The organism is Streptomyces sp. NPDC037203, from assembly GCF_055605065.1.
Genome location: NZ_JBVJUC010000001.1, coordinates 130,871 through 156,535 on the forward strand (window position 1 = coordinate 130,871; position 25,665 = coordinate 156,535).

At 70.3% G+C, this 25,665-nt stretch carries 25 protein-coding genes and 2 pseudogenes; 6 read left to right on the forward strand and 21 right to left on the reverse strand.

Features of this window, described 5'->3' with window-relative positions:
* Window positions 1-65: 65 nt before the first annotated feature.
* The 7 genes from ACZ7EC_RS00585 to ACZ7EC_RS00615 all read right to left on the reverse strand — a co-directional run bounded on the left by ACZ7EC_RS00585 (window position 66) and on the right by ACZ7EC_RS00615 (window position 9,856).
* Window positions 66-1,079: an ABC transporter permease gene (locus ACZ7EC_RS00585; protein WP_471055738.1), complete on the reverse strand. Its 1,014-nt coding sequence runs from the start codon at window positions 1,077-1,079 to the stop codon at window positions 66-68.
* Window positions 1,076-2,629, reverse strand: coding sequence for a sugar ABC transporter ATP-binding protein (locus ACZ7EC_RS00590; protein ID WP_471055741.1), 1,554 nt, complete (start codon window positions 2,627-2,629; stop codon window positions 1,076-1,078). Before ACZ7EC_RS00590 ends, ACZ7EC_RS00585 begins: the two co-directional genes overlap by 4 nt.
* Window positions 2,629-3,816 (reverse strand): substrate-binding domain-containing protein, encoded by a 1,188-nt coding sequence (locus ACZ7EC_RS00595; protein ID WP_471055743.1) that lies wholly within the window; start codon window positions 3,814-3,816, stop codon window positions 2,629-2,631. Before ACZ7EC_RS00595 ends, ACZ7EC_RS00590 begins: the two co-directional genes overlap by 1 nt.
* Window positions 3,817-4,577: 761 nt before the next feature.
* Window positions 4,578-6,083 carry an L-arabinose isomerase gene (gene araA / locus ACZ7EC_RS00600; protein WP_471055746.1) on the reverse strand — a complete coding sequence of 502 codons (1,506 nt, stop codon included), beginning with the start codon at window positions 6,081-6,083 and terminating at the stop codon, window positions 4,578-4,580.
* Window positions 6,084-6,097: 14 nt separating this feature from the next.
* Window positions 6,098-6,802, reverse strand: a complete 705-nt coding sequence (locus tag ACZ7EC_RS00605) for an L-ribulose-5-phosphate 4-epimerase (protein ID WP_471055749.1) — start codon at window positions 6,800-6,802, stop codon at window positions 6,098-6,100.
* Between the two features lie 103 nt (window positions 6,803-6,905).
* Entirely contained in the window at window positions 6,906-8,579 is a 1,674-nt protein-coding gene (araB, locus tag ACZ7EC_RS00610; RefSeq protein ID WP_471055752.1) for a ribulokinase, read from the reverse strand.
* Between the two features lie 215 nt (window positions 8,580-8,794).
* On the reverse strand, window positions 8,795-9,856 hold the full coding sequence (locus tag ACZ7EC_RS00615; RefSeq protein WP_471055755.1) for a LacI family DNA-binding transcriptional regulator: 1,062 nt from the start codon (window positions 9,854-9,856) through the stop codon (window positions 8,795-8,797).
* Window positions 9,857-10,372: 516 nt separating this feature from the next.
* Here ACZ7EC_RS00615 and ACZ7EC_RS00620 point away from each other — a divergent pair.
* Window positions 10,373-10,909, forward strand: coding sequence for a DUF4232 domain-containing protein (locus ACZ7EC_RS00620; protein WP_471055759.1), 537 nt, complete (start codon window positions 10,373-10,375; stop codon window positions 10,907-10,909).
* Between the two features lie 176 nt (window positions 10,910-11,085).
* A pseudogene (locus tag ACZ7EC_RS00625) lies at window positions 11,086-11,311 on the forward strand (transposase); the annotation flags it as partial.
* A 4-nt stretch (window positions 11,312-11,315) separates the two neighbouring features.
* Here ACZ7EC_RS00625 and ACZ7EC_RS00630 read toward each other — a convergent pair.
* From ACZ7EC_RS00630 to ACZ7EC_RS00650, 5 genes are all read right to left on the reverse strand, one after another.
* Window positions 11,316-11,930: a histidine phosphatase family protein gene (locus ACZ7EC_RS00630; protein WP_471055762.1), complete on the reverse strand. Its 615-nt coding sequence runs from the start codon at window positions 11,928-11,930 to the stop codon at window positions 11,316-11,318.
* 86 nt (window positions 11,931-12,016) lie between these two features.
* A complete protein-coding gene (locus tag ACZ7EC_RS00635) occupies window positions 12,017-13,201 on the reverse strand; it encodes a spore photoproduct lyase family protein (protein ID WP_471055765.1) in 1,185 nt (394 codons plus the stop codon).
* A 250-nt stretch (window positions 13,202-13,451) separates the two neighbouring features.
* On the reverse strand, window positions 13,452-13,784 hold the full coding sequence (locus tag ACZ7EC_RS00640; RefSeq protein WP_471055767.1) for a DUF3140 domain-containing protein: 333 nt from the start codon (window positions 13,782-13,784) through the stop codon (window positions 13,452-13,454).
* Between the two features lie 6 nt (window positions 13,785-13,790).
* On the reverse strand, window positions 13,791-14,018 hold the full coding sequence (locus tag ACZ7EC_RS00645; protein ID WP_471055770.1) for a hypervirulence associated TUDOR domain-containing protein: 228 nt from the start codon (window positions 14,016-14,018) through the stop codon (window positions 13,791-13,793).
* 154 nt (window positions 14,019-14,172) lie between these two features.
* Window positions 14,173-14,814, reverse strand: coding sequence for a TetR/AcrR family transcriptional regulator (locus tag ACZ7EC_RS00650; protein ID WP_471055773.1), 642 nt, complete (start codon window positions 14,812-14,814; stop codon window positions 14,173-14,175).
* Window positions 14,815-14,900: 86 nt separating this feature from the next.
* On the opposite strand from ACZ7EC_RS00650, the gene ACZ7EC_RS00655 reads away from it, so the two are divergent.
* Both ACZ7EC_RS00655 and ACZ7EC_RS00660 read left to right on the forward strand, forming a co-directional pair.
* Window positions 14,901-15,326, forward strand: a complete 426-nt coding sequence (locus tag ACZ7EC_RS00655) for a nuclear transport factor 2 family protein (RefSeq protein WP_471055775.1) — start codon at window positions 14,901-14,903, stop codon at window positions 15,324-15,326.
* Window positions 15,323-16,171, forward strand: coding sequence for an NmrA family NAD(P)-binding protein (locus ACZ7EC_RS00660; RefSeq protein ID WP_471055778.1), 849 nt, complete (start codon window positions 15,323-15,325; stop codon window positions 16,169-16,171). The genes ACZ7EC_RS00655 and ACZ7EC_RS00660 overlap by 4 nt, the downstream gene beginning before the upstream one ends.
* Before the next feature lie 356 nt (window positions 16,172-16,527).
* Here ACZ7EC_RS00660 and ACZ7EC_RS00665 read toward each other — a convergent pair whose 3' ends face one another.
* On the reverse strand, window positions 16,528-17,022 hold the full coding sequence (locus ACZ7EC_RS00665) for an NUDIX domain-containing protein (RefSeq protein ID WP_471055781.1): 495 nt from the start codon (window positions 17,020-17,022) through the stop codon (window positions 16,528-16,530).
* Window positions 17,023-17,232: 210 nt separating this feature from the next.
* On the opposite strand from ACZ7EC_RS00665, the gene ACZ7EC_RS00670 reads away from it, so the two are divergent.
* Window positions 17,233-17,580 carry a VOC family protein gene (locus tag ACZ7EC_RS00670; protein WP_471055784.1) on the forward strand — a complete coding sequence of 116 codons (348 nt, stop codon included), beginning with the start codon at window positions 17,233-17,235 and terminating at the stop codon, window positions 17,578-17,580.
* A gap of 291 nt (window positions 17,581-17,871) precedes the next feature.
* On the opposite strand, the gene ACZ7EC_RS00675 is transcribed toward ACZ7EC_RS00670, so the two are convergent.
* On the reverse strand, window positions 17,872-18,510 hold the full coding sequence (locus ACZ7EC_RS00675; RefSeq protein WP_471055787.1) for a TetR/AcrR family transcriptional regulator: 639 nt from the start codon (window positions 18,508-18,510) through the stop codon (window positions 17,872-17,874).
* A 97-nt stretch (window positions 18,511-18,607) separates the two neighbouring features.
* Between ACZ7EC_RS00675 and ACZ7EC_RS00680 the strand changes: the two genes are divergently transcribed.
* Complete coding sequence (locus tag ACZ7EC_RS00680) at window positions 18,608-19,600, forward strand: substrate-binding domain-containing protein (protein WP_471055790.1); 993 nt, start codon at window positions 18,608-18,610, stop codon at window positions 19,598-19,600.
* 327 nt (window positions 19,601-19,927) lie between these two features.
* On the opposite strand, the pseudogene ACZ7EC_RS00685 reads toward ACZ7EC_RS00680, so the two are convergent.
* From ACZ7EC_RS00685 to ACZ7EC_RS00715, 7 genes and pseudogenes are all read right to left on the reverse strand, one after another.
* Window positions 19,928-20,095, reverse strand: a pseudogene (locus ACZ7EC_RS00685) (IS701 family transposase); the annotation flags it as partial.
* A 34-nt stretch (window positions 20,096-20,129) separates the two neighbouring features.
* A complete protein-coding gene (locus tag ACZ7EC_RS00690) occupies window positions 20,130-20,513 on the reverse strand; it encodes a hypothetical protein (RefSeq protein WP_471055793.1) in 384 nt (127 codons plus the stop codon).
* A gap of 1,005 nt (window positions 20,514-21,518) precedes the next feature.
* Window positions 21,519-21,944, reverse strand: coding sequence for a PRC-barrel domain-containing protein (locus ACZ7EC_RS00695; protein ID WP_471055796.1), 426 nt, complete (start codon window positions 21,942-21,944; stop codon window positions 21,519-21,521).
* Window positions 21,941-22,546 (reverse strand): PRC-barrel domain-containing protein, encoded by a 606-nt coding sequence (locus tag ACZ7EC_RS00700; RefSeq protein WP_471055799.1) that lies wholly within the window; start codon window positions 22,544-22,546, stop codon window positions 21,941-21,943. Before ACZ7EC_RS00700 ends, ACZ7EC_RS00695 begins: the two co-directional genes overlap by 4 nt.
* Entirely contained in the window at window positions 22,543-22,689 is a 147-nt protein-coding gene (locus ACZ7EC_RS00705) for a hypothetical protein (RefSeq protein ID WP_471055802.1), read from the reverse strand. The genes ACZ7EC_RS00700 and ACZ7EC_RS00705 overlap by 4 nt, the downstream gene beginning before the upstream one ends.
* A 232-nt stretch (window positions 22,690-22,921) precedes the next feature.
* Complete coding sequence (glgX, locus tag ACZ7EC_RS00710) at window positions 22,922-25,036, reverse strand: glycogen debranching protein GlgX (protein WP_471057753.1); 2,115 nt, start codon at window positions 25,034-25,036, stop codon at window positions 22,922-22,924.
* Between the two features lie 424 nt (window positions 25,037-25,460).
* Entirely contained in the window at window positions 25,461-25,631 is a 171-nt protein-coding gene (locus ACZ7EC_RS00715) for a hydrophobic protein (RefSeq protein WP_471055804.1), read from the reverse strand.
* Window positions 25,632-25,665 lie beyond the last annotated feature (34 nt).

A 25,665-nucleotide genomic window follows, 5' to 3' on the forward strand; every position in this document is an offset into this window, starting at 1 on the left:
GGCCGACGGGGCCGGGGCAGGGGTGTGCCACGGTGCCGCCCCAGGGCGGGGTCAGGGGCGGCGGCTCAGCCGCGGCGGGCGATGCTGCGGGCGCGCAGGCGGTCGGCGGTGATGGCCAGTCCGAGCACGCAACCGAGCACGATGTCGGTGTAGTTGGGGTTGACCTGGAGGGTCGTCAGGCCGTTGTTGATGAGTTCGAGCAGGATGGTGCCCGCGACGATGCCGATGATCCGGCCCTGCCCGCCGACCAGGCTGACGCCGCCGATCACCGCGGCGGCGATCGCCGAGAGCTCCCAGCCGACGCCGACGCCGCTGGCGGAGCCGACCCCCATCCGGCCGAGCACGAGGATCCCGGCGAACGCCGACAGCAGCGAGCTGGTGACGTACATGGACACGACGCGCCGGTCGCCGCGGATGCCGGCGAGCCGGGCCGCCTCCGGGTTGCCGCCGACGGCGTAGACCTGCCGGCCGGCGTACGTGCGTTCCAGGAAGAACCAGGCGACCAGCGCGACGATCACGAACAGGATGAGCGGGAGGGGCACCTGCGCCACGTACGTCTGGCCGAGGTCGCTGAACGTGCCGCCGATGCCCGTGATCGACGTGCCGGAGGTGATGGCCAGGGTGACGCCCTGCGCGACGGTGTACGTCACCAGGGTCACCACGAACGGGGCCATCTTCAACCGGGTGACGGCGAGTCCGTGCACCAGGCCGACGGCGCCCGCGATCAGCAGCGTCAGCAGGATCGCCACCACCGGGGGGAGTCCGGCCCGGACGTCGAACCAGGACATCAGGATGACGCTGGTGCCCAGCAGCGCGCCCACGGAGAGGTCGATCCCGCCCGTGAGGATCACCAGTGACTCGCCGATCGCGATCAGCCCGTACTGGGCCAGGTCGAAGCCCATGCCCTGGAGGTTGACCGCGCCGGCGAAGGACGACTTGTCGAGTGCCAGCGCGACGAACACGACGACGCAGGCGGCCACCACCCCGACCTCGGGTGTCTCCAGCAGCCGGACGAAGGGCCGGCGCCTCTTGTCGTCGGTCACCGCCGCGGTCGGCGCCGCGGCCGTACTGGTGTTCATGTGCTTGCCTTCCCCTGGGGGGCCGCAGCGGACTGCGTCCCGGCAGCCGCCGTCATGATCACTTCCTTGCCGAACCGGTCGCGTGGGAGGTCGGCGACGATCCTGCCGTGGGCCATCACCACGATCCGGTGGCAGATCCACAGCAGTTCCTCGAGCTCCGAGGAGGCGACGAGGACGGCGAGGCCGCCCTGTGCGGCCTCGTCGATCAAGGCGTAGATCTCCGCCTTGGCGCCCACGTCCACCCCGCGGGTGGGTTCGTCGAGCAGCAGCAGCTTCGGCCGGGCGGCCAGCCATCGCCCGAAGACCGCCTTTTGCTGGTTGCCGCCGGACAGGTCGGAGATCGGCTGCTCGTGGCTGTGCAGCCGCACCCCGAGGTCCTCGATGATGCGCGCCGCGTGCTCCTTGTCCCTGCGCGGCCGCAGCACCCCGCGCCGGCTGATCCGGCGCAGGGTGGCCAGGGTGACGTTCCACCGCACCGAGTGGGCCGGCAGGAGCGACTGCGCCTTGCGGTCCTCGGGCACCAGCCCGACGCCGGCCTCGACGGCGTCGGCGGGGTGGCGGGGCCGGAAGTCCGCCCCGTCGAGGAGGACTTCGCCCGCGGTCCGCGGCTGGGCGCCCATGAGGGTGTGCAGCAGCCGACTGCGGCCGGAACCCATGAGTCCGGCCACGCCCACGATCTCGCCGGCGCGCACCTCCAGGTCGACCGGGCCCAGGCCGTCCGCCGTCAGGCCGCGCACGGACAGCGTCCGGGCCCGCTCGACGGAGGGGGGCGGCGCGAGGTCGGCCCGCGCGAGCTCGCTGCCGACCATCTCCCGGATCATTCTCTCCTCGGTCGCCTCGTGCGGGGAGAGGTCGGCCACCAGCCGGCCGCCGCGCAGCACGATGACGCGGTCGGCGACGGCCCGTACCTCGTCCAAGCGGTGGCCGATGAAGAGAACCGCTCCCCCGGCGGCGGCGTGCCGGCGGGCCAGCTCCAGCACGCGTCCGGCTTCCACGGGACCGAGCGAGGAGGTGGGCTCGTCGAGGATGAGCACCACCGGGTGGTGGCCCCACGCCTTGGCGATCTCGATCATCTGCCGCACCGGCACCGGGTAGCGTTCCACCAGCCGGTCCACGTCGACCTGCCCGACGCCGACCTCGGCCAGCAGTGCCCGAGCCTCGGCCCGCGCCGCGGTGCGGTCGACCACGACCCGGCCGAGCAGGTTGCCGGCCGCCCCGGCCGGGCGGCGGCCGAGCAGCAGGTTCTCCGCCACGCTCAGCCGGCCCACGAGCGGGAACTCCTGGGCGACCAGCGCCACCCCGAGTTCGCGGGCGTGGTCGGGCCGGCCCGGTGCCAGCGGCCGGCCGGCCACCTCGATGGTCCCGGTGCTGGGGGTGACGGTGCCGGACAGCACGCCCATCAGCGTGGACTTGCCGGCTCCGTTCTCGCCGACGACGGCGACGATCTGCCCGCGTGCCAGGTCCAGGCGGGGGATGTCCAGCACCTTCACCGGCCCGTACGTCTTGGTCACCTGGCGCAGACAGGCGGCGCTCTCGCTGCCGGCGGCCATCAGCTGATGCCCAGGTGCTTCAGCTTGGCCTGGTAGTCCGCCAGGTTGGCCTGCGTCACCAGACCCACCCCGGAGCTGAGTGTCGTCCCGTCCTGCTCCAGGTAGGGCTGCACGATCTTCATCGTGGCGCTCTCGCCCAGTACCTTGAGCGCGGTCAGCAGGTACGCGCCGGTGTATCCCTGCTGGTAGGGCTGTTGCAGCACGGTCGCCTGGATGACGCCGGAGCGGATGAACTTCAGCGTCTGCGGGTCGCTGTCGTCGGAGATGATCTTCACCTTGCCGGTCTTCCCGGCTGCTTTCACCGCCTGCCCCGCGGACGGGCCGTCGTAGGAGTACACGCCGTAGAGCCCGTTGACGTCGGGGTTGGTCTGGATGGCGGTCTGGGCGTTGGTCAGGGCCTTGGAGGCGTCCATCCCGTCGCTCAGCTTCTGCACGACCTTCACGCCGGACCCCTTGAGGGCGTCCTCGAAGCCGGCGATCCGCTGCACGGCGTTGGACGTGGTCAACGAGCCGACCAGGACGACCACTTGCCCCTTGCCGCCGAGTGCCTCCTTCATCGCCTCGCCGGCTTTCTGCCCGGCCTGGTAGTTGGGGGTGCCCAAGTAGAGGGCGGCGCCGTCCTCCTTGGGCAGCGGCGAGTCGATGGCCAGCACGGGGATGCCGGCCTTGTTGGCCGAGCTGATCGGCGCCTTGATGGCGGTCGGGTCGATCGCGGAGACGCTCAGGCCCGTGATGCCCTGGCCCCGCAGCGTCTGGATGATCGACAGCTGCTGGTCCAGGCGGCCGTTGGCCGGTGCCTGGTACGTACCCTTGACGCCGAGCGAGGAGACGCCCTTCTCGAACCCCACCTTGCCGGCGTTCCAGTAGTCCGTCGCGACGTTCACCACCATCGCCAGGTCCTGCTTCGACACGTCCTTGCCGGCGAGGGCGGCCTTGAGGGCGGCGTCGAGCTCGGCGAGCTTCGCGTCGTTGAAGGTGATGTCGCCCTTGATCGCCGCTCCGGCCGAGGAGGCGGGGGCGTCCGCCCCCGCTCCCGAGGAGGAGCCGCCGGCACCACTCTTGCTGCATCCTCCGGTCGCCAGCAGCGCCATGGCGGCGACCCCGGCGACTCCCCAGCGCACCGGCCGTGTCACCAGGCCGGTGCCCTGTCCCGTTCCCGCCCGCCGGACGGACCGCACACCACGCATGTTCGACATCCTCTGCAGAAAGGGCCTCGCGGCCTGTTAGCGCTCACATTCGCTGTACCGGAACACGTCCGCACCCGTCCCCACCCCGGCCGGCGCACACCTGCCGCCGCCGTACGGGCGCCACCGGAGCGGGCCCTGTGCGACCACAGGGCGGACCGAACGGGGCATTCCCACAAGGTTGCGCCGCCGCGGCCGGAGCGGGAGACACACTTCCACGCACCGTCCGCCGGACGCCCGCCGGACGCCGTCGCCGGCGTCGCGGCCCTGCCTCCGCTCCCTTGCTTGGCTGAGATTGTTAGCGCTCACCGCTGTGGCGTCAAGGTGTTACGCGGAAGAAAAATGCCGTCGATTCGCCCCGGACGAAGGCGAGTTGGGCTCGGGGCCGTGGGCGCCCCGGCACCCCGTCGACTGTCGTGTGCGGGCCGTGCGCGGCGCATCGTCAGGACCCCAGGAGTCCCGCCGTCGCATGCATTCGGCGTGACGAGCGGGGGCTGTGTGATGGCCACGTGCATGGCGGGTCTACGAGCGGGGACATGGCTGGACTGCCGGGCGGGGCGCCGTGTACCCGCCCGGCGGTCTGGTGCGGGGGGGGGGACACGGCGCCGGCGCTCGGGAGGTGCGGCGGTTCGCCGGTCGGCCGCGTGCGGCACGTGCCGCACAGGGCCGCCCGTACCCGCCGGCCCCGCCGCTCGGACCGGTGACCGCTCCCCCACCGGTGGCGGATCCGCGAGCCGGTACTCGGGCCGGGTCCGAGGCTGGGCTCACAGGCCGCCGGCGAGCCGGTAGTACGCCTGGTTCCAGCGGATCTCCTTGGTCAGCTGCCGCAGCTTGGTGGTCTCGTCTATGAGCAGCAGTTCCGTGCGGAGCATGTCCGCGAGGTCGGCCAGTTCCTCCGTGCCCACCGCCGAGGTCAGCACCGTGTGGTGCGGGCCGCCCGCGGTCAGCCAGGCCTCGGTCGCGGTCCCGAAGTCGGGTGCGGGGCGCCACAGGGCCCTTGCCACCGGCAGGCGGGGCAGCGGCTGCGGCGGCGGGACGACGTCGACGCGGTTGGCCACCAACCGGAACCGGTCGCCGAGGTCGACGAGGCCGACCACCGTGGCCGGACCGGGTTCGGCGTCGAAGACCAGCCGGACCGGGTCCTCGCGGCCGCCGATGCCGAGCGGGTGGATTTCGCAGCTGGGCTGTCCCGCGGCGATGCTGGGGCACACCTCCAGCATGTGGGCGCCGAGGACGAGCTGTTCGCCGGGGACCAGGTGGTAGGTGTAGTCCTCCATGAAGGAGGTGCCCGCAGGGCGTCCGCTGCCGACCGTCTTGAGGGCCGCCAGCAGTGCGGAGGTCTTCCAGTCCCCCTCGGCACCGAATCCGTACCCGTCGGCCATCAGGCGCTGCACCGCGATGCCGGGCAGCTGCCGAAGGCCGCCGAGGTCTTCGAAGTTGGTGGTGAAGGCGCCGAAGCCGCCGTCGGCGAGGAAGCCGCGCAGGCCCAGTTCGACACGGGCGGCGTAGCGCAGGGCGTCGTGCCGTCCGCCGCCGGCGACCAGTTCGGGGGCCACGCGGTAGGTGTCGGCGTACTCTTCGACCAGGGTGGCGACGGCCGTGTCCGGCACCGAGTCCACGGCGTCGACCAGATCGGTGACGCCGTAGGTGTTGACCGAGACGCCGAACCGCAGCTGTGCCTCGACCTTGTCGCCCTCGGTGACGGCGACGTCGCGCATGTTGTCGCCGAACCGGGCCAGCCGCAGCCGGCGCAGCGCGTCGTACCCGAGGGCGGCGCGCATCCAGGCGTGGACGCGGGGGGCGGTCGCCGGATCCGAGACGTGGCCCGCGACGGTCTTGCGGGCTACTCCGAGCCGTGTCTGGATGTACCCGAACTCCCGGTCCCCGTGGGCGGCCTGGTTGAGGTTCATGAAGTCCATGTCGATGGTGGCCCACGGGAGTTCGGCGTCGGCCTGGGTGTGCAGGTGGAGCAGCGGCTTGCGGAGCATGTCGAGGCCCGAGATCCACATCTTGGCGGGCGAGAAGGTGTGCATCCAGGCGATGAGGCCGACGCAGGCCGGGTCGGCGTTCGCTTCCAGGACGAGGGAGAGAATGGCCGCGGAGTCGGTGAGCACCGGCTTGTGGACGACGCGGACGGGGGCGCCGGGGACGGCGGCGAGCCGGTCGCTGACGGACCGGGACTGCTCGGCGACCTGGTGGAGGGTGTCCTTGCCGTAGAGCCCCTGGCTCCCGGTGACGAACCAGACCTCGAAGGCGGCGGGCGATGTCATGGCCTGTTGGCTCCTCACTGGGCGGACGTGCCGGGCTGGCCGTAGGCGTGGCGGTAGCGGTGGTGGAGCCGGTCGACGGTTTCGGGGTCGATCGGCAGCGGCCGGCCGAGCTGGTGGGATATGTGCACGCTGCGCGCTACGTCCTCGCACATCACGGCGGCTTTCACGGCGGCACGCGGGCTGGGTCCGATGGTGAACGGCCCGTGATTGCGCATCAGTACGGCGGGCGAGCGGTGACCGGTCAGGGTCTCCACGATGCCGCGGCCGATCGAGTCGTCGCCGATCACCGCGAAGGGGCCGACGGGGATCTCGGCGCCGAACTCGTCGGCCATGGCGGTCAGTACGCACGGCACCGGTTCACCGCGGGCCGCCCATGCGCAGGCGTAGGTGGAGTGGGTGTGGACGATGCCGCCGACCTCGGGCATGTGCCGGTAGACGTACGCGTGCGCGGCGGTGTCGGAGGACGGCTTGAGTCCGCCGCCGTCGACCACGCGTCCGTCGAGATCGCAGACGACCATGGACTGGGGGGTCAGCCGTTCGTAGGGGACGCCGCTGGGCTTGATGACGAACAGGTCCTGCCCCGGCACGCGCCCGGACACGTTTCCGCCGGTCCACACCACGAGGTAGTAGCGGACCAGTTCCTGATGGAGTTCGCTGAGCTCCTCGCGGAGCGCGGCGACCGCGGTGGCGGCGTCCGGGGAAAGCGGCTCTGCGTTCATGACGGCGACCTCGGGGTTCTCGGGAACGGGCAGGGCGGGGCAAGCCGGGCGGGTGCGGGCGAGCGCCCACAACCCGCATTGTGAGCGCTAACATTGACGGTGTTCACGTCGTCGGGTGCTCGGCCAGGGCGGCCGAGCGCAGCGCTCGGAGCCGGTGCATCACATCGCTGCCGCCGCGCCCGAAGTGGTCGTGCAGGGCGCGGTACTCGGCATAGAGGCGGTCATAGGCGGCGCTCCGGGCCGGGTCGGGGGTGTAGGCGCTCTCCTGGCGGCGGCCCATGGCGGCGGAGGCGGTACGGATGTCGGGATGGGCACCGGCGGCGACCGCGGCGTGGATGGCGGCGCCCAGGGCCGGCCCCTGCGCGGAGGCGAGCACGTGGACGGGACGGTTGAGCACATCGCTGTAGACCTGCATGAGGAAGCGGTTGCGCAGCAGTCCGCCGGCCGCCGTGAAGTCGGTCACCGGGACGCCCGCCGTCTCGAACGCCTCGACGATGGTGCGGGTGCCGAAGGCGGTGGCCTCGATCAGGGCCCGGTAGACGTCCTCGGGCCGGGTGTCGAGGGTGAGGCCCAGGACCAGCCCGGACAGGTGGTGGTCGACCAGTACCGAGCGGTTCCCGCTGTGCCAGTCGAGGGCCAGCAGGCCGTGTGCGCCCACCGGTTGGGCCGAGGCGCGCTCCGTCAGCAACGCGTGCACGTCCATGCCCCGGCGGCGGGCCTCCGCCGCGTACTCCTCCGGTACGGCGCTGCGCACGGCCCAGGCCAGGATGTCGCCGACGCCGCTCTGCCCGGCCTCGTACCCCCACAGCCCCGGCACCACCCCGTCCCGCACCACGCCGCACATGCCCGGAACCTCGGCGAGCACATCGGAGTTGAGGATGTGGCAGGTGGAGGTGCCCATGATGGCGAGCATCCGGCCCGGTTCGAGGGCCTGCGCGGCGGCGCAGGTGACGTGTGCGTCCACGTTCCCCACGGCTACGACCGTGCCCTCGCGCAGCCCGGTGAGGGCGGCGGCCCGGCCGGTGAGCCGGCCGGCGGGGGCACCGAGCGGGGTCAGGGGGTGTTCCAGCTTGGCGGTGAAACCGGTGAAGTCGGGGTGCAGCCCGGCCAGGAACGCCTCGCCGGGATAGCGGCCGTCCTGGTGGATGCCCTTGTAGCCCGCGGTGCACGGGTTGCGGCTCTCCGCGCCGGTGAGCTGCCACACGATCCAGTCGGCCGCCTCGATCCAGCGGTCGGCGGCGGCGTAGACGCCCGGGTCCTCGCGCAGTACCTGGAGTGCCTTGGCGTACTGCCACTCGCTGGAGATCCGGCCCCCGTAGCGGGCCAGCCAGGGCTGCCCGGTCCGCAGCGCCTGCTCGACGATGAGGTCGGCCTCCGGCTGGGCGGCGTGGTGGCGCCACAGCTTGGGGTGGGCGTGGGGGCGCTCGCGGTACTCCGGCAGCTCGCACAGCGGGGTGCCGTCCCAAGTGGTGGGAAGCACCGTGCAGGCGGTGAAATCGGTGGCGATGCCCACGACCTGCTCGGGGGTCACACCGGCGTCCGCGAGCGCTCGCGGTACGGCGAGACGCAGCACGTCGCGCCAGTCCTGCGGCATCTGGAGCGCCCAGTCGGGCGGCAGCGGGACCCCGCAGGGCAGTTCCCGGTCGACGACGCCGTGGGCGTACTCGTGCACGGCACTGCCCAGTTCCGCGCCGTCGTCGACCGATACGACCAGCACCCGTCCGGAGAGTGTGCCGAAGTCGATGCCGAGGGTGACCGCGGGGGGATCGGTGGTCAAGGTCTCCTCCAGTCGTGGCCGGCGCGGGCGGGGCCCGGACCGTGCCGGGCGCCGCGGGCGCGGTGCGTGCGCCGGGCGGGGGTGTGCCGGGCGGCGACGGGTCGTCGGAACGCCGTCGGGAAGTCAGGGAGCGCTGTCCGGGGGCCTGGAGCGCCGCCGGGAACCCCCGGAGCGCTGTCAGGTGATGCGTCGTGTGGCGGGAAGGGTGGTGCCGGTCAGGAAAGGGTGCTGCTGCCGCGGACGATCAGCCGCGGCTCGATCACCACGCGCTCGTCGTCGTCCTGGGTGGTGCCGGACCCCAGTCGGCTGATCAGCAGCCGGATGCTCGCCTGGCCGAGGGCGGTGAAGTCCTGGCGGACGGTGGTGAGCGGCGGGGTGAAGAACTCGGCCTCGGGGATGTCGTCGAACCCGGCTATGGCCACCTGGCCGGGGACCGACAGGCCGGCCTCGCGGAAGGCGCGCAGCACCCCCAGCGCCATCTGGTCGTTGGCGACGAAGACGGCGGTCACTTCGGGAGAGCCGCGGCCCGCCGCTCCCGCGGTCACCCGGCCCGCCAGCTCCTGCCCGGCCCGGTAGCCCGACAGCGGGGTCCAGTCGCCCTGGATCGGCGGCGGTACGACGGCGCCGGCCTCCTCCAGCACCGAGCGCCAGCCGTCGGCCCGCGCCTCCGCTTCGAGCCAGCTCGGCGGGCCCGCGACGTGCCAGACGGTGCGGTGGCCGACGGCCAGCAGGTGGCTCGTCGCCATCCGCGCCCCGAGCCACTGGTCCACCGAGACCACCGGTATCGGCAGGCTGTGCCCGCCCTCCACGGTCACCACGGGGAAGGGCAGCCGCAGTTCGGACAGCGCGGTGACTGCCTCGCGGTGCGGGACGATCACCACGATGCCCTCCACCCCCCAGTCGCTGAGGTGGTCGATCGCCTCTTTGAGGGCGGCGGCCGAGTAACGGCGCAGGGTGACCGCCGACACCATGTACCCCTCGTCCCGCGCGGCCTCCTCCAGGCCGAACAGCGTGCTGGACGGCCCGAAAAGCGTCGGATTGCAGGCCACCACGCCCAGGGTGCGCGTGCGCCGGGTGACCAGTGCCCGAGCCGAGGAGTTCCGCCGGTACCCCAGCTGCCCGATGGCCCTGAGCACGTCCGCGCGGGTCGACTCGCGCACGTTGGGGTGGTCGCTCAGCACCCGTGACACCGTCTGGTGCGACACGCCTGCGAGTTGCGCGACGTCCGCCATGGTGGGCGCCTTGCGGGGGCCGGTGCGGCCAGCGGTCTGCGACATGAGGCTCCGATCCGTGATGGCAACATTGTTAGCGCTCACAGAGAGGGGCGTCAAGGGACGTGAAGCCGTGTGGCGCTCCCGGTCGTACGGGCCGGTTCTGCCTGCGCGGGGCCCTCTTTCGGCTGGATCAGGACGGATGAGGGAGCGGGGTCTGGTGCCGCGCGGTCACAAGGCAAAGGAGGGCGACGTGGCGGGACTTGACGCTCGGCTGGTGACGCGGGTTCAGCAGTTCGTCCGCTCGCGGTGGGCCGGGCTGGAGACCGGCTCGGACGACGACTTCCTTGCCGGTCCGACCAGCCCGTAGACCCCCGAGTCGGAGCCCGGTCGGAGCGATCTTCGCTTCATCGTCTCGTACCACCGCCCGAGTTCGCGCAGGGTACCGCCGTGGGGGACACCGCCGTGCGCCGCGGTAAGTCGTCTCCCCGGCGAACCTTCTCCGGTCTTCGCGCATCTTCAGGTGTGCAGGCGCGCGCTGACCTCGCGCGCCGATTCGTATGTGAAGGGGAACGAATTCTCATGAAGCGCAAGCTGACCTCCGTGGCTCTGGCGGCCGTCGTCGTCGCCGGCACCGCCGCTGCCGCCGTCCCGGCATCAGCCGCCCCCGCCGCGCCGGCCCGTTGCCACACCTCCGACCTGAGCGCCGGCTTCGCCACGGGAGGGGACGCGAAGCCGGACATGGGGCAGACCAAGAAGCAGACGGAGGCGTACATCTGGTTCACCAACAAGAGCAAGCACGCCTGCACCATCGCGGGCTTCGCCGGTGTCGACATGATCGGGGCCCAGAAGACCGACGGCACCTGGTCGCTGGCCCGCTCCGCAAAGAAGCCCCCGAAGCTGACCCTTCAGCAGGGTGCCACGGTCGACTTCACCATCACGCTGCTGCCCGTCGCCAAGTCCACGGCGCCGAAGGAGAAGTTCGTTCCGGCGAAGTTCCTCGTCACGCCGCCGAACGAGACGACGCACTTCACCCTGAAGTGGCCGTTCGGAGGTCAGATCCTCAAGCAGGACGGCGCCACCCGTCCCGGCACCTACATCAACCCGGTCGGGCTGTAACCAGCTTCACCAGAGCGGGAGCTGACGTAACGTCAGCTCCCGGACCGACGGTGCGACGAGCCCCGTCCGTCCTGCGGGCGGGCGGGGCCCGGAGGGGAGCCGAACTGGTCCGAGGTCCGTCGACTACGGCCGTAGACGTGGCAGAACGCAGGCAACGGAGAGCCCAAGACCAGCGACCAGTAGACCTGACGCCGGTGGCCGAGCACCGAGGCGGGCACGGCGCTACGAGGCACTGAACCGCGGCACCATCGATGTGCCCCGGCTGCGGCAGGTACTGGTCGGCCTTCCCATGCCGCAGGCCGCCGACAGGCCCTGGGCCTCGCGGTCGATGTGAGCAACTGGCTCCGTCCGGACGCCCCGACCAGCGCGGAGCGCTTGCGCGGCCGCAGCGCGCGCCCGTCGTTGATCAATCGGATGTGGATTGCGAAAGGTGCGCCGCGTCGTTGAACCGAACCAGGCGCCAGCGCACGGGCAGCCAACCCGAGGCGGCGGTGTCCCACTCCGCCGCCGGGTCGTCCTCGGTAGTCCATTCGGTGATCGAGGTGTGGTCCACGGCGAGGTCGAAGGTCCGGAACAGCGGCAGTGCCCCGAGCACCACGAACGATGCATCCACCACCTGCTCGTGGGTAAAGATCAGAACAGTCTCGCCGGAGTGCCGCGCCGCGATCCGCGAGAGCGTCTTACCCAGCCGGTTGACCACATCACTCCACGACTCGTTGCCCTCCTCGAACGGCAGGAACACCCCGCCGTGCGGGGTGGGCCGCAGCGGCCCTTCGGGGTAGTGCCAGGAGCAGAGCCCGCAATCCTGAACGGCGTCGGTGTCCATGGCGAGCTTGGCGGTCTCGACAGCGCGCGGCAACGTGCTGCTGTAGACGGCGGGCGGCTGGGGGCCGGTCAGGAACGGTTCCGCAGCCAGCCGGTCCTTGAGTGCGAGCGCCTGCCGGCGTCCCTCCGCACTGAGTCCCCGGTCCCGGTCTGTCTCCGGATGACCGTGCCGTACCAACACGATTCGTGTCCCCACGCCATCTCCCTGACTGTGATCCGATGACCCACGAGGGTGAAAGGGAGCGATGCTATCCGGCGCGGCAGTTACGTTGAAGAACAAGCTCAGAACGCGTACCGGATCCGCAGCCAGGGCGCGTGCGCCGCGATCAGTTCGCGCAGGTCGTGCACGGCCTGTGCCTTGACGTGGTTGCGGTAGCGGACGTTCAGCGCACCGTTCTCGGAGCGCTTGGCCTGCTGGAGGTGCGGCTGCCAGAGGAGGTCCTCGCCCCTGGGATGCCAGGCGAGGTTGACCTCGTGCAGGCCCTGGTTGTGGGTGAGCATGATCACCTCGGCCGCCGCCTGGCGTTTGACCCGCGCCGGCAGCACTTCGTCCAGCTTCCTCAGCAGGTCGGCCCACGCGACGCGCCATCCGGGGCGCAGTACGACAGGCGAGAGGTTGAAGTGCACCTCGTAGCCCGCGTCCAGGAAGTCCCCGGCGGCGGCGATCCGCTCGTCGACCGGCGAGGTACGCAGGTCCAGGAGCCGCGAGTCGTCCGTCGGCATGAGGGAGAACCGGATGCGCGTGCGGCCGCGCGGGTCGTAGCCCAGAAGGTCCGGGTTGACGAACTTGGTGGCGAAGGACGCCTTGGCCGTGGGCCACTGGCGGAACGCGTGCACGAGATCCGCCGTGTTGTCGCAGATCAGGGCGTCCACCGCGCAGTCGCCGTTCTCCCCGATGTCGTACACCCACGCCGTGTCGTCGCACTGGTTGGGTTCGTGTTTCCTGCCCTGTCGCGCGACGTGGCGGCCCAGGTGGGCGATGATCTGGTCCGTGTTGGTGAAGACGGTGATGGGGTTGGCGTATCCCTTGCGGCGCGGAACGTAGCAGTAGGAGCAGGCCAGCGCGCAACCGTTGGACGGGCTCGGGGCGATCCAGTCGGCGGACCGTCCGTTGGGGCGGGTGGTCAGGCTTTTCTTCACGCCGAGGATCAGCGTCTCGCCCTTGACACGGATCCAGCGCCGTACGTTGCCCTCGTTGCCGTGGAGTCCGGGGATGCCCCAGTGCGAGTCGACCTCGATCACACGAGCTTGCGGAAACCGGTCGAGGATCTGCCGGCCGCGCGGTGACGCTGCCGCGGCAGGCTCGGCGTAGATCTGCCGTACGGGCAGCAGACGGCGGGCTGCGTCGCTGGTCCGGAAGGCGCCGTCCGCCGCCCGCGGGGCGGGACGACTACCCGGCGCGACGAGGGAGTCCAGACCGAACAGCGCGTCGCCACCGTCGTCCGGCGCGGCAGACGGTCGGGTCATGGCGGGCTCCGGAGGTGACGAACTTGCGCGATGGACATTGCGCGACGGCTCGGCCGCGGCGAAGCGGCGACCAGCCGATGTCCAAGCCTACGCCCGTCGCGGAGGTGCGGTGGCAGCCGACGGCACCGCGGCCCGCGCGCTCCGGTCGCGCATGCTTCGAGGTCGGGCGCGAGGCGCCTGGAGACTGCTGCCCGACGCGTCCGGCGGCTCGGTGTCTGACAGACGAAAGCGCCGGTCAAGCGGGTGGCCTTCACGCCAGCGGATCGTGTCCCCAGTTCATCAGGGAGTACCGCCACCTGGTGTCCTGCACGTCGCCCGAAGGGCGCTGCGCCAGGTGCCGCCGGATGTAACCCACGACCTTGCGCATGTGAAGGTAGTCGTCCTCCGAAAGATCGGCCTTCCTCGACCGCAGGATCTCGACGATCCGGCGGCCGGAGGCGTGCCCGGTCGACTCGCCGCCGTCCTTGTGCTGCCCGGCACCGCGTGACTGGTCGGAAGCGAGCCACTTCTCCAGCTGGGCCGGTGTCATGTTCACCAGCTCGCCGAATGCCTGACCGATCTCCTCGCGCGCGTCGTCGTCCACACCGGCTCACTTCTTCTTCAGCGCGGACGGCTTGTGCACGGCAGTCCTGCCGGACTTCTCACTGCGCACCTCGTACTGCGGATCGTCCGGCGACGCGTCCACCGTGCGGCCCGCGGCCGGTGTCCGATCGGTGATCTCCCTTTCCACGTGCCCCTCCGCCTGGCTGCCGTGACTGCGCCAGGTGACGTGATCACCCTTCTTCAGTTCCTTGCCCTTATCGCGCTTCTTCGTCACGCCGACCCTCCTTCGCACATCTGTTGTGGTCCGCTGTCGCTTCTCCAGCGTGGCGGCTCCCGGCCGATTCCGCGACGCGCCCGCCCCGGAGTGCACCGCGGGCACAGAGGGCGCGGGAAGAGGTATGGGACCGCGCCGTCGACGCCTACCGCGACTAGCCACGTTCCCGCCTGACAGGCGCCGTCGTGGTGATCGGCAGGTCGGCACGGTCCGAGCCGCCGGCCAGGAACGTGGTGGCGAAGTTCGCCAGCTGTGTGCGCAGATCCTCCCGCGATACGCCTTCCTCTCCGGCCAGGTGCTCGACGAGGTCGGCTCGCGTGGCGGCGAGCAGGGCGTGGGCCGTGAAGTCGCTGTCGGTCAGGCCGGGGATCTGCTCCAGTACGACCCGGAGCAGGCGGTGCCACCGCTCGTAATGCTCGGCGTGGTACGGACTGCCGCTGCCACCGCCGCCCTCCAGGGCCAGCGCGAGCCGCCGGTTGTCGAGCTTGAAGCACAGGAGGGTGTCGAGCAGGGCGGGTACGCGGTCCTGCGGCAGGGTCGTGGGCCCCAGCGGCGGCGGGCCGGTTTCGACGGCCTCCCTGAGCGGTTCGAGTCGTACCTCGTACAGCGCGCGGAGCAGCCCGGCGCGATCGCCGAAGGCCCGGAAGACCGTGCCCTTGCCGACGCCGGCCGCTGCCGCGACACCGGCCATGGTGATGTCGTCGGGGCTGCCGCAGCGGGTGAAGAGATCGTCGGCGGCCGCGAGCACGGCCTCCCGGTTACGAGCGGCGTCCTTGCGGGACTTGCGCTCCGTCATGCTGCTCCTCCGTTTGCAAAGCGGACCCGTGGTCCGTATCTTCAAAACGGACCCACAGTCCGGATTCTAAGAGCTGGAGGACACCCATGTCCGCACCGACCTCCCCCGCGGAGCTGTACCGGCACAGCCTGCGACTACTGCTCGACAAAGACATCGCCGCCTGGGTCGCCCTGTGGGCCGAGGACGGCGTCATGGAGTTTCCCTTCGCCCCCGACGGCTGGCCCCGGCGACTGGAGGGCAGGGAGGCCGTCGCCGCTTACATGCGCCACTACCCCGACCACATCGATCTGCACGACTTCCCCGACGTGCGCATCCATCAGACGACCGATCCGTCGACCATCGTGGTCGAGATGCGCGGTGTCGGCCGCGTGGTGGAGACCGGTGCTCCCTTCGACATGACGTACATCGCCGTCGTGACCGTTCGGGATGGGCGCATCACCTCCTACCGCGACTACTGGAACCCCCTCGCCCTCCAGGAAGCCGGCACCGACTTCACCGGGAGCAGCCGATGACCACCACCGCCGCCGCCTTGGTCACCGGCGCCACGGGCACCACCGGCAGCCGCACGGTCGCGCAGCTGACGGCCGTGGGTCACCGCGTCAAGGCCGCCAGCCGCCGGGCGACCGCGGTCGCCGGTGCCGAGCCGGTCGCCTTCGACTGGTACGACCCCGCCACCCACGCGGCCGCCCTCGACGGAGTCGACCGTGTCCACCTCATACCGCCTCCGGGCGAGTCCGACCCGGCGACGATCATGTTGCCGTTCCTCCGGCGGGCCCGCGCCGCGGGCGTGCGCCGTGCGGTGCTGCTGAGTTCCTCGGCGATCCCCGAGGGCGGACCGGCGGTGGGAGCAGTGCACCAGACCCTGCCCGGCCTGTTCGAACAGTGGGCGGTGCTGCGACCCTCGTGGTTCATGCAGAACTTCACCGGCACGCACGCGCACGCCCGCAGCATCCGCGACGAAGGGATCATCTGGACCGCCACCGGGGACGGGCGGGTCGGCTTCGTCGACGCCGAGGACATCGCGGCCGTCGCCGTCCGCGCCCTGACCGACGCGCAGGCCCCGGACACCGACCTCGTCCTCACCGGCCCCGAGGCACTCGGCTACGACGAGATCGCCATGACCATCACCGAGGTCACCGGCCGGCCCGTGGCCCACCGCCGGCTGTCCTACGAGCAGATGCGCGACCGACTGGCGACTCAGATACCCGTGGAGTTCGCCGCGATGCTGGCCGGCATGGACCGAGCCATCGCCGAAGGGGCGGAGGACCGCGTCACCGACACCGTCCAGCGCCTCACGGGTCGGCCTCCGCGCTCCTTCCGGGCCCTTGTCGAAACCGAGATGCAAGGCGGCAGTTGAGGTGCCGGAGGCTGCGGTGCAGGGCTCCGCGCAATCTCCGGGGCTCCGCCTGATCCCGGCTCGGGGCTCCGCCTGATCCCGGCTCGGTCGTCCACGGCGGCTCGGGCGCGGCGAGCGGGAAGCGCCTGTTGGTGTCCGCCCAGGTTCCTGGTCAGCGGTTCGCGCTGCTCCGTGAAAGCGGGGTGTCCCAGCGGGTGCCAGCGATGGCGTGCCGTGGGTTCGCACCGTACGGGCCCGTAAGGGGCGGGGGGCCGAGCGAGATCGGTCGGCACCCTGATGTCCGCGCGCCGTGTGGCACGATGCCTCTGCCCCGGCGCCGCTCCCCCGGTCCTCGCGTCATACCGGGGAGCGCCCGTTCACAGGCCGAGCCGGATGGGCTCGGATGGAGCGCCGGCGGTGATCAATGCCGTCAGGAGGGACCCGAGGTCGCGCGGGGAGAACAGGTCCGCACCGGCGTACGACGCGATCTCGCGCGGGTGCCACCACTTCAGAGCGCTGATGTTCTCCGCGGCGAGCTGGACGGCGGACAGGCTTCCGCTCGGGTCGAACGCGGCAGCGCGGAGGAGGAAGTAGTCGTTGACGACGCCGTCGTGGCCCTCGGCATGTCCGGGGGCCACGACTTCCTGGTGCCAGACGTGCGGCGGACCGGCCGGGACGGCAAGCCCGACCTCCTCCCGCAGTTCGCGGCTCAGCGCGGTAAGCGGTGTCTCACCCGCCTCGATCCCTCCGCCGGGAGCCGCCCACACCACGGTTCCCGCCGGCTCCGGAAGCGAGAGCCGGCACAGGAGGATGCGCTCGTCCTCGTCGAGAATGATGGCCCGGACTGAGCGGCGCAGGTTCACAGACGGCATCCGGATACGCTAGCCGCTGGCGGCCAGGCGGTGGGACCTCCGGCGATGCCGGTACCGGAGGGGGCACGGGACGGAGCGGAGATCGCCGGAACCATGCCCCGCCCGTGTGGAGATACGCCCTGGACATGTATCGAAAGGGCCTGCGGCGGTTGGCGTGTCGTAGTACTCCTGAGGAGACAGGGACACCTTCCTTCTTGTGTGGAGTCGTCGATGGCCGTTCGCCGTGTCGTGCCCAACATCCAGTCGGGGGCCGCGCAGGAGAGCCGGGAGTTCTATGGCCGGCTGGGCTTCGAGGAGGTCATGAACCACGGTTGGATCATGACGCTCGCGTCCCCGTCCAGCCCGGCAGCGCAGATCAGCGTCATGACCAGCGACAAGACCGCACCTGTCGCCCCCGACATGAGTATCGAGGTGGACGACGTGGATGCGGCTTACGCGGTCATGCGGGCGAGCGGCGCGGAGATCATTCACCCCTTGCAGGACGAGGAGTGGGGCGTGCGGCGCTTCTTCGTCCGTGACCCCAGCGGACGGGTGGTCAACGTGCTGGGTCACCGCTGACGGCCGTCCCGCGCGCCTGCTTGGTGGGCACGCCCCCGCGCGAGCGTCCGAGGCCGTGGTCATCCGCCTCGACGGTGATGCCGCTGGACGGCTCGGTCTCAAGGCCCCTACCTCGCTCCGGCGACGTACCGGTGGGCCCGGCACACGGTGGAGTAGATGCCGAAGTCCCAGGTGGTGAGGTCTCCGGCGTCGGCCTGGGCTCAGCGCATTGACGATCCGCTGCCAGGTGCGGAACACAGCAGCGCCGCCACGGCACGCGCGCGGCGAAGCCAGCCTCAGCTCCTGCGCTCGTCAAGGAGCCTCGCTGGGTCGCTCGGGGCCGTTGAGCAATCCCCGGATGGCGTCGGCGCAGCCCCCGGTGTCGGTCCAGCCGAAGGCCACGCGCTGGAGCAGGAATCCGTGCAACAGACCCATCAACATCCGTGCGCCACTCTCCGGGTCCGCGGTGTGAACCGCTCCTGCCGCCTGCCCGCGGCGCAGGGCGTCGGCGATGCTGTGGCGGACCCGTTCGAAGCCCTCGAAGGCGCGGGCGTGCACGGTGTCGTTGCGCAGCACTTCCGACCAGGTCTGTACGACACACCTCAGCAGTTCCTCGACCGGCACCGCTTGCCCTGCGGCGTCGGTGACGCTCTCGGCACCGAGTACCTCCCAGGACGCGGCGACGAGGTCGCCCAGCGAAGGGGCCTCGGCGGTCTCGGCCACCCGCTGCATCGGCTCGAAGATCAACTGGAAGGCGTCTGCGGCGATGGCCAGGATGATCTCCTCTTTGCCGGCGAAGTAGCGGTAGGGGGCGCCCGCGGAGACTCCCGCCGCGGCGGCGATGTCCGGCATCGAGGTCTGGTGGAAGCCGTCCCGCGCGAAACACCGCCGCGCCGCCGCCACGATCTGTGCGCGCTTGGCTTCCCGGTGCTCGGGTGTGATGCGCGGCATGTCCGGCCTCCCTAAGTAAATGAACGTTCACCTTGACAGGAAGTCTACCTAGGCCCATCGTAAAATGAATGGTCATTCACGGAAGCGAGGCGTTCTGATGGGTACCAAGCTGACCATCGGCACCTACCGGTACGAGCACACCGACGCGCTGTTCGACCGCCGCGTGTCGATCGAGGGGGTGGACGCCACCCTTGAGACGGAGCCGCTGGTCTCGGACCTCTTCCGGCGCATGCTCGAAGGCCGGTACGACATCGCGGAATTGGGGCTGACCTACTTCCTGCGTACCTTCGACCTGGAGGACGCGCCGTTCATGGCCTTGCCGATCTTCCCGAACCGCAACTTCCGGCACTCGGCGATCTTCGTGAACACCGAGGCCGGGATCCGGGAGCCGCGGGATCTCGCGGGCAAGACGCTCGGCGAGTTCGCGCTTTTCGGCCATGACGCCGGGGTCTGGCCCAAGGGCATCCTGTCGGACGAGTACGGCGTGACCGTCGACCAGTGCCGCTGGGTCATCGGCGGCACCGACCATCCCATCCCCGCGTTCGACTGGCTCCCGCAGCCGGTGCCGGACGGCGTGCACGTGCGGCATGCCGCCGACGGCCGCACCCTCGGCGCCATGCTCGAGTCCGGGGAGATCGACGCGCTCATCTCGGTGGACGTGCCCCGAAGCCTCCTGCGGGGTTCACCGAAGATCGCCCGCCTCTTCCCCGACTACGAGAACGTCGAGCGCGACTACTACCGGCGCACCGGGATCTTCCCCCCGATGCACATCGTCGCCGTCCGCAAGGAGCTGGTGCACCGCACCGAGGACCTGCGATCGGTCTACCGCGCCTTCGTCGAGGCCAAGAACCTGACCGAACGCGCCTACCTCCAGGGCGCCTCGAAGCAGCACATGAGCCTGCTCACGCCCTGGTTCAGCAGCCTGTTCCAGAGCAATCGCGACCTGCTGGGCGAGGACTGGTGGCCCTATGGGCTGGCCGCGAACCGCAAGGCCGTCGACACCTTTCTGCGCTACCACTACGAGCAGGGTCTCTCCAAGCGCCTGCTGACGAGCGAGGACATCTTCGTTCAGGAGTTCCTCGACACTTGAGCGGCCCAGAACCGCTCAGCCACCGTCGCGGGATCGCCTGCCCCACGATCTCCCGGCAACAGACCATTCGACACCCGTGGGCCGTTGTGCTCGACATGCTCGAGGAGTCGCCACTGACGTGGATACCGACCTGGGACGATTCAGCGCCATGAGGCGGCGCCGTGATCTCGGCCAGGCCGATCGCGTCCTGGGCCCCTTCGTCGGGGCGGCCCGCACCCCGCAGTCGGCTTCCACGCCGGCGGGACGGGCATCCAACTCGCGGGCGGTCAGGCAGGCGTGGGCGTGGCGCCGTCGTACTGCCGGCGTACACCGGCCAACCGGGTCCCTCCGCATGTCGTCGAGCACCTCATCGGCGTCCCACTCGATCCGGTTCGACATCCGCTGGATGCGATCGGGCCCCGCGCAGCCACCCTCCTCCGCCAGGGTCCGGCCGTTCTCGCGCAGCAGCGGACCGATCAGCCGACATATAGAGGACAGAGCCGACTCACGCGGCTCAGTTAGGACTGACCACACGTCACCAACGGTCCGGTCAGTGCAGGTTGCGGGTTGTCAGGCGCTGTCCGGCGGGATCAGTGACGATGAGGTTCCAGGCAGTCCCGTCGCCGTCGTCGCCGTCCCACCAGGTCGCGAACGCGTCGGCCAGCGTCCGGACCTGCGCCTTCACCGTCTTGGCGGTGTAGGTGCTGGCGACTTCGACGTCGTAGTCCCGTTTCCCGAGGTGGACGAGGACCACTTTGCCGGCGTGCCGGGCCGACTGGTCCTCTCCGTGCGCAGAGGCCCAGGAGCGGAAGCGGCTCGACAGGTCCGGGTCGGCTTCACGGTGCGTCACCGGCCCGGCAGGCGGGTGACGGTCCGATCCGGCGCCCACCCCCTGCTGGCAGCCCAGTACCCAAGCTCCACGGTCCTTCTCCACGACAGCGTGCGGCCGGGCCGTCAGAGATCGACGTACGCAGCCACCCCACACCACCTCGCGGACCGCGGCCCCCTTGCCACCGTCTTCGAAAATCCGTTTCCCCTCACGCCAACCTGCTGCGTACGCGGCCGTGTAAGCGTGCTCGGCAGTGGTGTGCGACGCGGAGGACTCCGGCTTCGCGCTGCCGCCACCACAGGCAACGGCGGCTAGGCATAGGAAAGCTGCTCCGGCGATGAGCCTGGCCGACCGTGTCCGTGAGGGTGCGCGCATGCCCCGTTTCCTCTCCCAACGCCTCCCACGTTCCGCGCAGTTAGAGCTGTATTACGTTTCTTTGGTTGCCTCCAGCGGCCTTGTGTATCTGTCCCTGTATCAGCATGGGGGAGGCATGAGGTTGAGACGATCCTGGTGGGGCTTGTACGTGACGTCGTCGTCCGGGAGCCGGGGGTAGCCGATGACGCGGGCTTTGGGGTGGTCGTACCCCGTTCCGTCGGCCCGTTCATCATCGGTGGCGACGACCCCAAGGTCATCGGTGTGACCGGTGGCTGTCAGACCGGCGGCCACAGCGACGACACGTCCTACTCCTCGTACTCCGACAGCGACGGAAGCCGGCGCCCGTCGTCCTGCCCGCCGCTTCGACATGGAAGCACGCCACGGACATCGCCTCCGGCTACTTCGCTCCGGACGGCCCGGTGGCCGACGACCGCATGGACATGTTCGTCATGTGGTCGGACGGCGAGCTGACGATCTACCGAGGAGCAGACTCCGGCATCGGCGCCGAGCACCAGCTCGTCGCTCCCTGAACCGGTCCTTGCGGCATGCTCCGCGACCGCGCCGGTCGCGGAGCACGTCATTCGCTCTGGTCGCGCTCACCGCGTCCGTGCCCATCAGCTTGCCTTTGTGACAACTATCGTGCCTCGGCTCAACCCGTAGAACCCCGCCGCCCAATAGCCCCTCGCAGCCGAACTGACGGTCCGTTTGCAGAAAGTTCATTCAGCAGACGATCAGTCAGACACCGCGTACGACGACCGCGTACCCCCCGATGCCCAGGAGGTGGTCCCCGGAGATGTCTCCCAGGGCCGTGTACAGCGTCTGGATGTGCCCGGTGGTGGGGTCGAAGGCGATGTCCTTGACGGTGCCGTGCGCGGTGCCGTGTTCCGTGAGGAGCCGCTTGCCGAGGATCTCGTGGTGGGTGGGGGAGTCGTCCCGGCCGACACCGGCGGAGGCGGCGGACCGTACCACGACGGCGTCCTGTCCCACACCTTCGACCAGGTCCCATGCGATCGTCGACGCGTGTTTCGGGGCTCCGGACAGCCGCACGCAGACGACGCTCCTCGTGTGCGGGTCGAGGGTCAGGTCCTGCACGCGGCCCAGTTGTTCCGCCTCCTTGGCCGTGATCACCGGCAGGCCACGGGTCTGACTCAACAGCCTCATGCCTGGGCCTCCTCAATGGTCGTCGGTGTGAGGTGGGACGGCCGTGCGGTGTACCGGCGGAACGCCTCGACCTGGGCTCCGAAGCTGGGCAGGTCCTCCGCGACGAAGTGGCGGGCGTGCGCGGGGACGACCATGGCCCGTCCGGAGACGGCGAGCTCCTCTCCGCGCGGAATGAACGCCCTGCGCTTCTCGTGCTCGGTGTTCTCCTTCATGGCGATCTCGAAACCGATCACACGACCGCTGCCGCCGGCCTCGATCACGACGTCCAGGACCGTGCCCGTTTCGGTTCCCTGGTCGGTGAGGACCGGTGCGCCGATGACGTCGCCGTGCTCGGCTTCATGGGCCGCCAGGACCGCCTTCCGCTCCGCCAGGACCGCCGTACTGGGAATCATCACGGCGGACGGTCCGATGGCGTGGACTCCGGAGAACGGCAGGCTCACCTTGAGCGGACCGGCGAACAGGCCGCGCCCGCTCAGCGTGAAGCCGCTGATCCGGCCTGCTCCGGAGTCGAAAACGACGTCTTTGACCTGGGCGACCGCCTCGCCGCTCAGGGTCACGACCACCCGCTTGGTCAGTTCCGAGGCGAGCAGTGGAGTGATCATCGCGATCCCTCCCCGCCCGGCCTGCGGCCCGAACGCATGGCGATCACCGTTCCGCTACGGCGTTTGGCCTGGACCACCAGTGCCACCGCGGCCAGCAACACCGCCACCGCGATGAAGAAGACAATCCAGCCAGACCATTCCATCGCCGACCTCCTTCTGCGTCTGCGCCCAGAGCGTCGCTCTTGTGGCGCCTCCCTGGCTTCCGGCTTCCCGCGCAGGCGGGTTGCACGCCTTCCTCCGCGGCCGCCCCGGATTCTTCGGCCCGGCTGTCGACAGGCCCGTGGGTCCAGGCCGCGTCCAGGGCGTGACGCGGCCTGTGTGATCGGCCTGACGCCTGCCCCGTGGTGACGGACCGGAGCCCGCGAAAGCCGGGAGTCAGCCGTCCTGGTGACCGCGCAGGACGAGCATGGCGTGGGCCTCGACCTCGACCTCGCTGCCGGCCTTGATCAGTGGCCGGTACTCCGTGTAGGGGATGGCGGTGTCCACCTCCACCGCCCACCACCGTCCCGTCTCCTCGGGGATGGTGAAGGTCAGGGCCTGGCTGTGGGCGTTGAAAAGCATGAGGAACGAGTCGTCTTCCACGCGCAGGCCGCGCAGGTCCGGTTCCGTGATGGCCTTCCCGTTGAGGTGGACCATCAGCGACCTGGCGAAGCCGGTGTCCCAGTCGGTGTCGGTCATCTCGCGCCCGGCGGGGGTGAACCAGGTGATGTCCTTGCCGTCGGTACTGGTTCCGCGCGCCACCCGGCCCTTGAAGAAGCGTCGCCGGCGGAAAACCGGGTGGTCGCGGCGCAGGCTGATCAGCCTGCGCGTGAAGTCCAGCAGTTCGCTGCCTTCGGCGACGTTCGCCCAGTCGATCCAGGTCAGCGTCCCGTCCTGGCAGTAGGCGTTGTTGTTGCCGAGCTGGGTGCGGCCCAGTTCGTCACCGTGCAGCAGCATGGGCACGCCCTGGGAGAGCAGCAGGGTGGCGAGAAGGTTGCGCTGCTGCCGGGCGCGCAGGGCGAGGACGTCCCGGTCTCGGGTGGGGCCCTCCACGCCGCAGTTCCAGGAGCGGTTGTGGTTCTCGCCGTCCCGGTTGCCCTCGCCGTTGGCCTCGTTGTGTTTGCCGTTGTACGAGACCAGGTCGCGCAGGGTGAACCCGTCGTGCGCGGTGACGAAGTTGACCGAGGCGTAGGGGCGGCGGCCGTCGCTCTGGTACAGGTCGGAGGAGCCGGTCAGGCGGGAGGCGAACTCCCCCAGGGTGCCGCCCTCGCCGCGCCAGAAGTCGCGCACGGTGTCACGGTACTTGCCGTTCCACTCGGTCCACAGCGGGGGGAAGTTGCCGACCTGGTAGCCGCCGTCGCCGACGTCCCACGGCTCGGCGATGAGCTTGACCTGGGAGATGACCGGGTCCTGCTGGACGAGGTCGAAGAACGACGAGAGTCGGTCGACGGCGTGGAACTGGCGTGCCAGGGTGGCGGCCAGGTCGAACCGGAAGCCGTCGACGTGCATCTCGGTCACCCAGTAGCGCAGCGAGTCCATGATCAGCTGCAGGGTGTGCGGATGGTTCATCCGCAGGCTGTTGCCGGTGCCGGTGGTGTCCCAGTAGTAGCGTGGGTCCTCGTCGGACAGGCGGTAGTACGCCGCGTTGTCCAAACCCCTGAAGGACAGCACCGGACCGAGGTGGTTCCCCTCCGCGGTGTGGTTGTAGACGACGTCGAGGATCACCTCGATGCCTGCCTCGTGCAGGGTCTTGACCATCGAACGGAACTCCTGCACCTGCTCGCCCCGCTGCCCCGAGGAGCAGTAGGCGTTGTGCGGTGCGAAGAATCCGATGGTGTTGTACCCCCAGTAGTTCGACAGTCCCTTCTGCACCAAGGCGTGGTCTTGCACGAACTGATGGACCGGCATGAGTTCCACCGCGGTGACACCGAGCTTGGTGAAGTAGTCGACCGTGGCCGGGTGCGCGAGCGCGGCGTACGTGCCGCGGATGGCCTCCGGGATCGCGGGGTGGGTCCGGGTCATGCCCTTGACGTGGGCCTCGTAGATGACCGTCTCGTGGTACGGGGTCCGCAGCGGATGGTCGCTGCCCCAGTCGAAGTAGGGGTTCACGACGACCGACTTGGGGGTGTAGGGCGCGGAGTCCAGGTCGTTCCGCCGCTCGACGTCCCCGAAGCGGTAGGGGAAGAGGGCCTCGTTCCAGTGGATTTCGCCCTCGATCGCCTTGGCGTAGGGGTCGAGCAGCAGTTTGTTCGGATTGCAGCGATCGCCTCGCCGCGGATCGCAAGGACCGTGCACGCGGAACCCGTAGCGCCGGCCGGGCCCGACATCCGGCAGGTAGATATGGTGGACGAAGCCGTCCACCTCTCGTAGCGCGACGCGCTCCTCCGTGCCGTCTTCGTCGAAGAGGCACAGCTCCACGAGCTGCGCGACTTCGGAGAACACGGCGAAGTTCGTCCCGGCGCCGTCGAAGGTGGCGCCCAGCGGCGACATCCTGCCTGGCCGCGGACCCATCTTCGTGCGCTCTTGCCAGATACGCATGATCACGTCCCTCCCGAGCAGGATGGTGGGAAGCCCACGCCCGCCGTTCACTTCTGCCCGGTCCAGCCGCGGGCATTCTCCGAGTGCCCGCTCCGCCGCCGCGGCCCATGTCGGCGGTGAAGACCGCTGCCGGGGCGTGAAGCAACTGCCGCGCCGGGGACACGGGTTGGGTGGCGGGAGCGGGTGGAGACCGGGGCGGATGCCCGCATGGTGACACGTTGGTGGCTTGCGGCGTCCCGTTCAGAACGACCAGCAGCGCGACGCCGCGACCGCGGTGAGCGGCGAAGCACTGGCGCATGACATGCGCGCAGCGCCCGGTCGGCGCCCGGACATGCTTCCAGGGCCCGGCATGGTCATCGGCCGGGCCCTGGATGGGGCAGATGCGTGCGGTGTCAGGTCACCACCGGTACCAGCGGCCACGGCCGCCGCCGGCATTCGTGGAGCGCACGACGAAGCCGAGCAGCCATACCACCAGGACGATCAGAGCCACCCACCAGAGAATCTTGAGGGCGAACCCGGCGCCGAAAAGGATGAGCGCGAGAAGCAGGACGAGCAAAAGGGGAACCATGGATATCAACCTCCTGAGCCGCCGTATGCCCTCC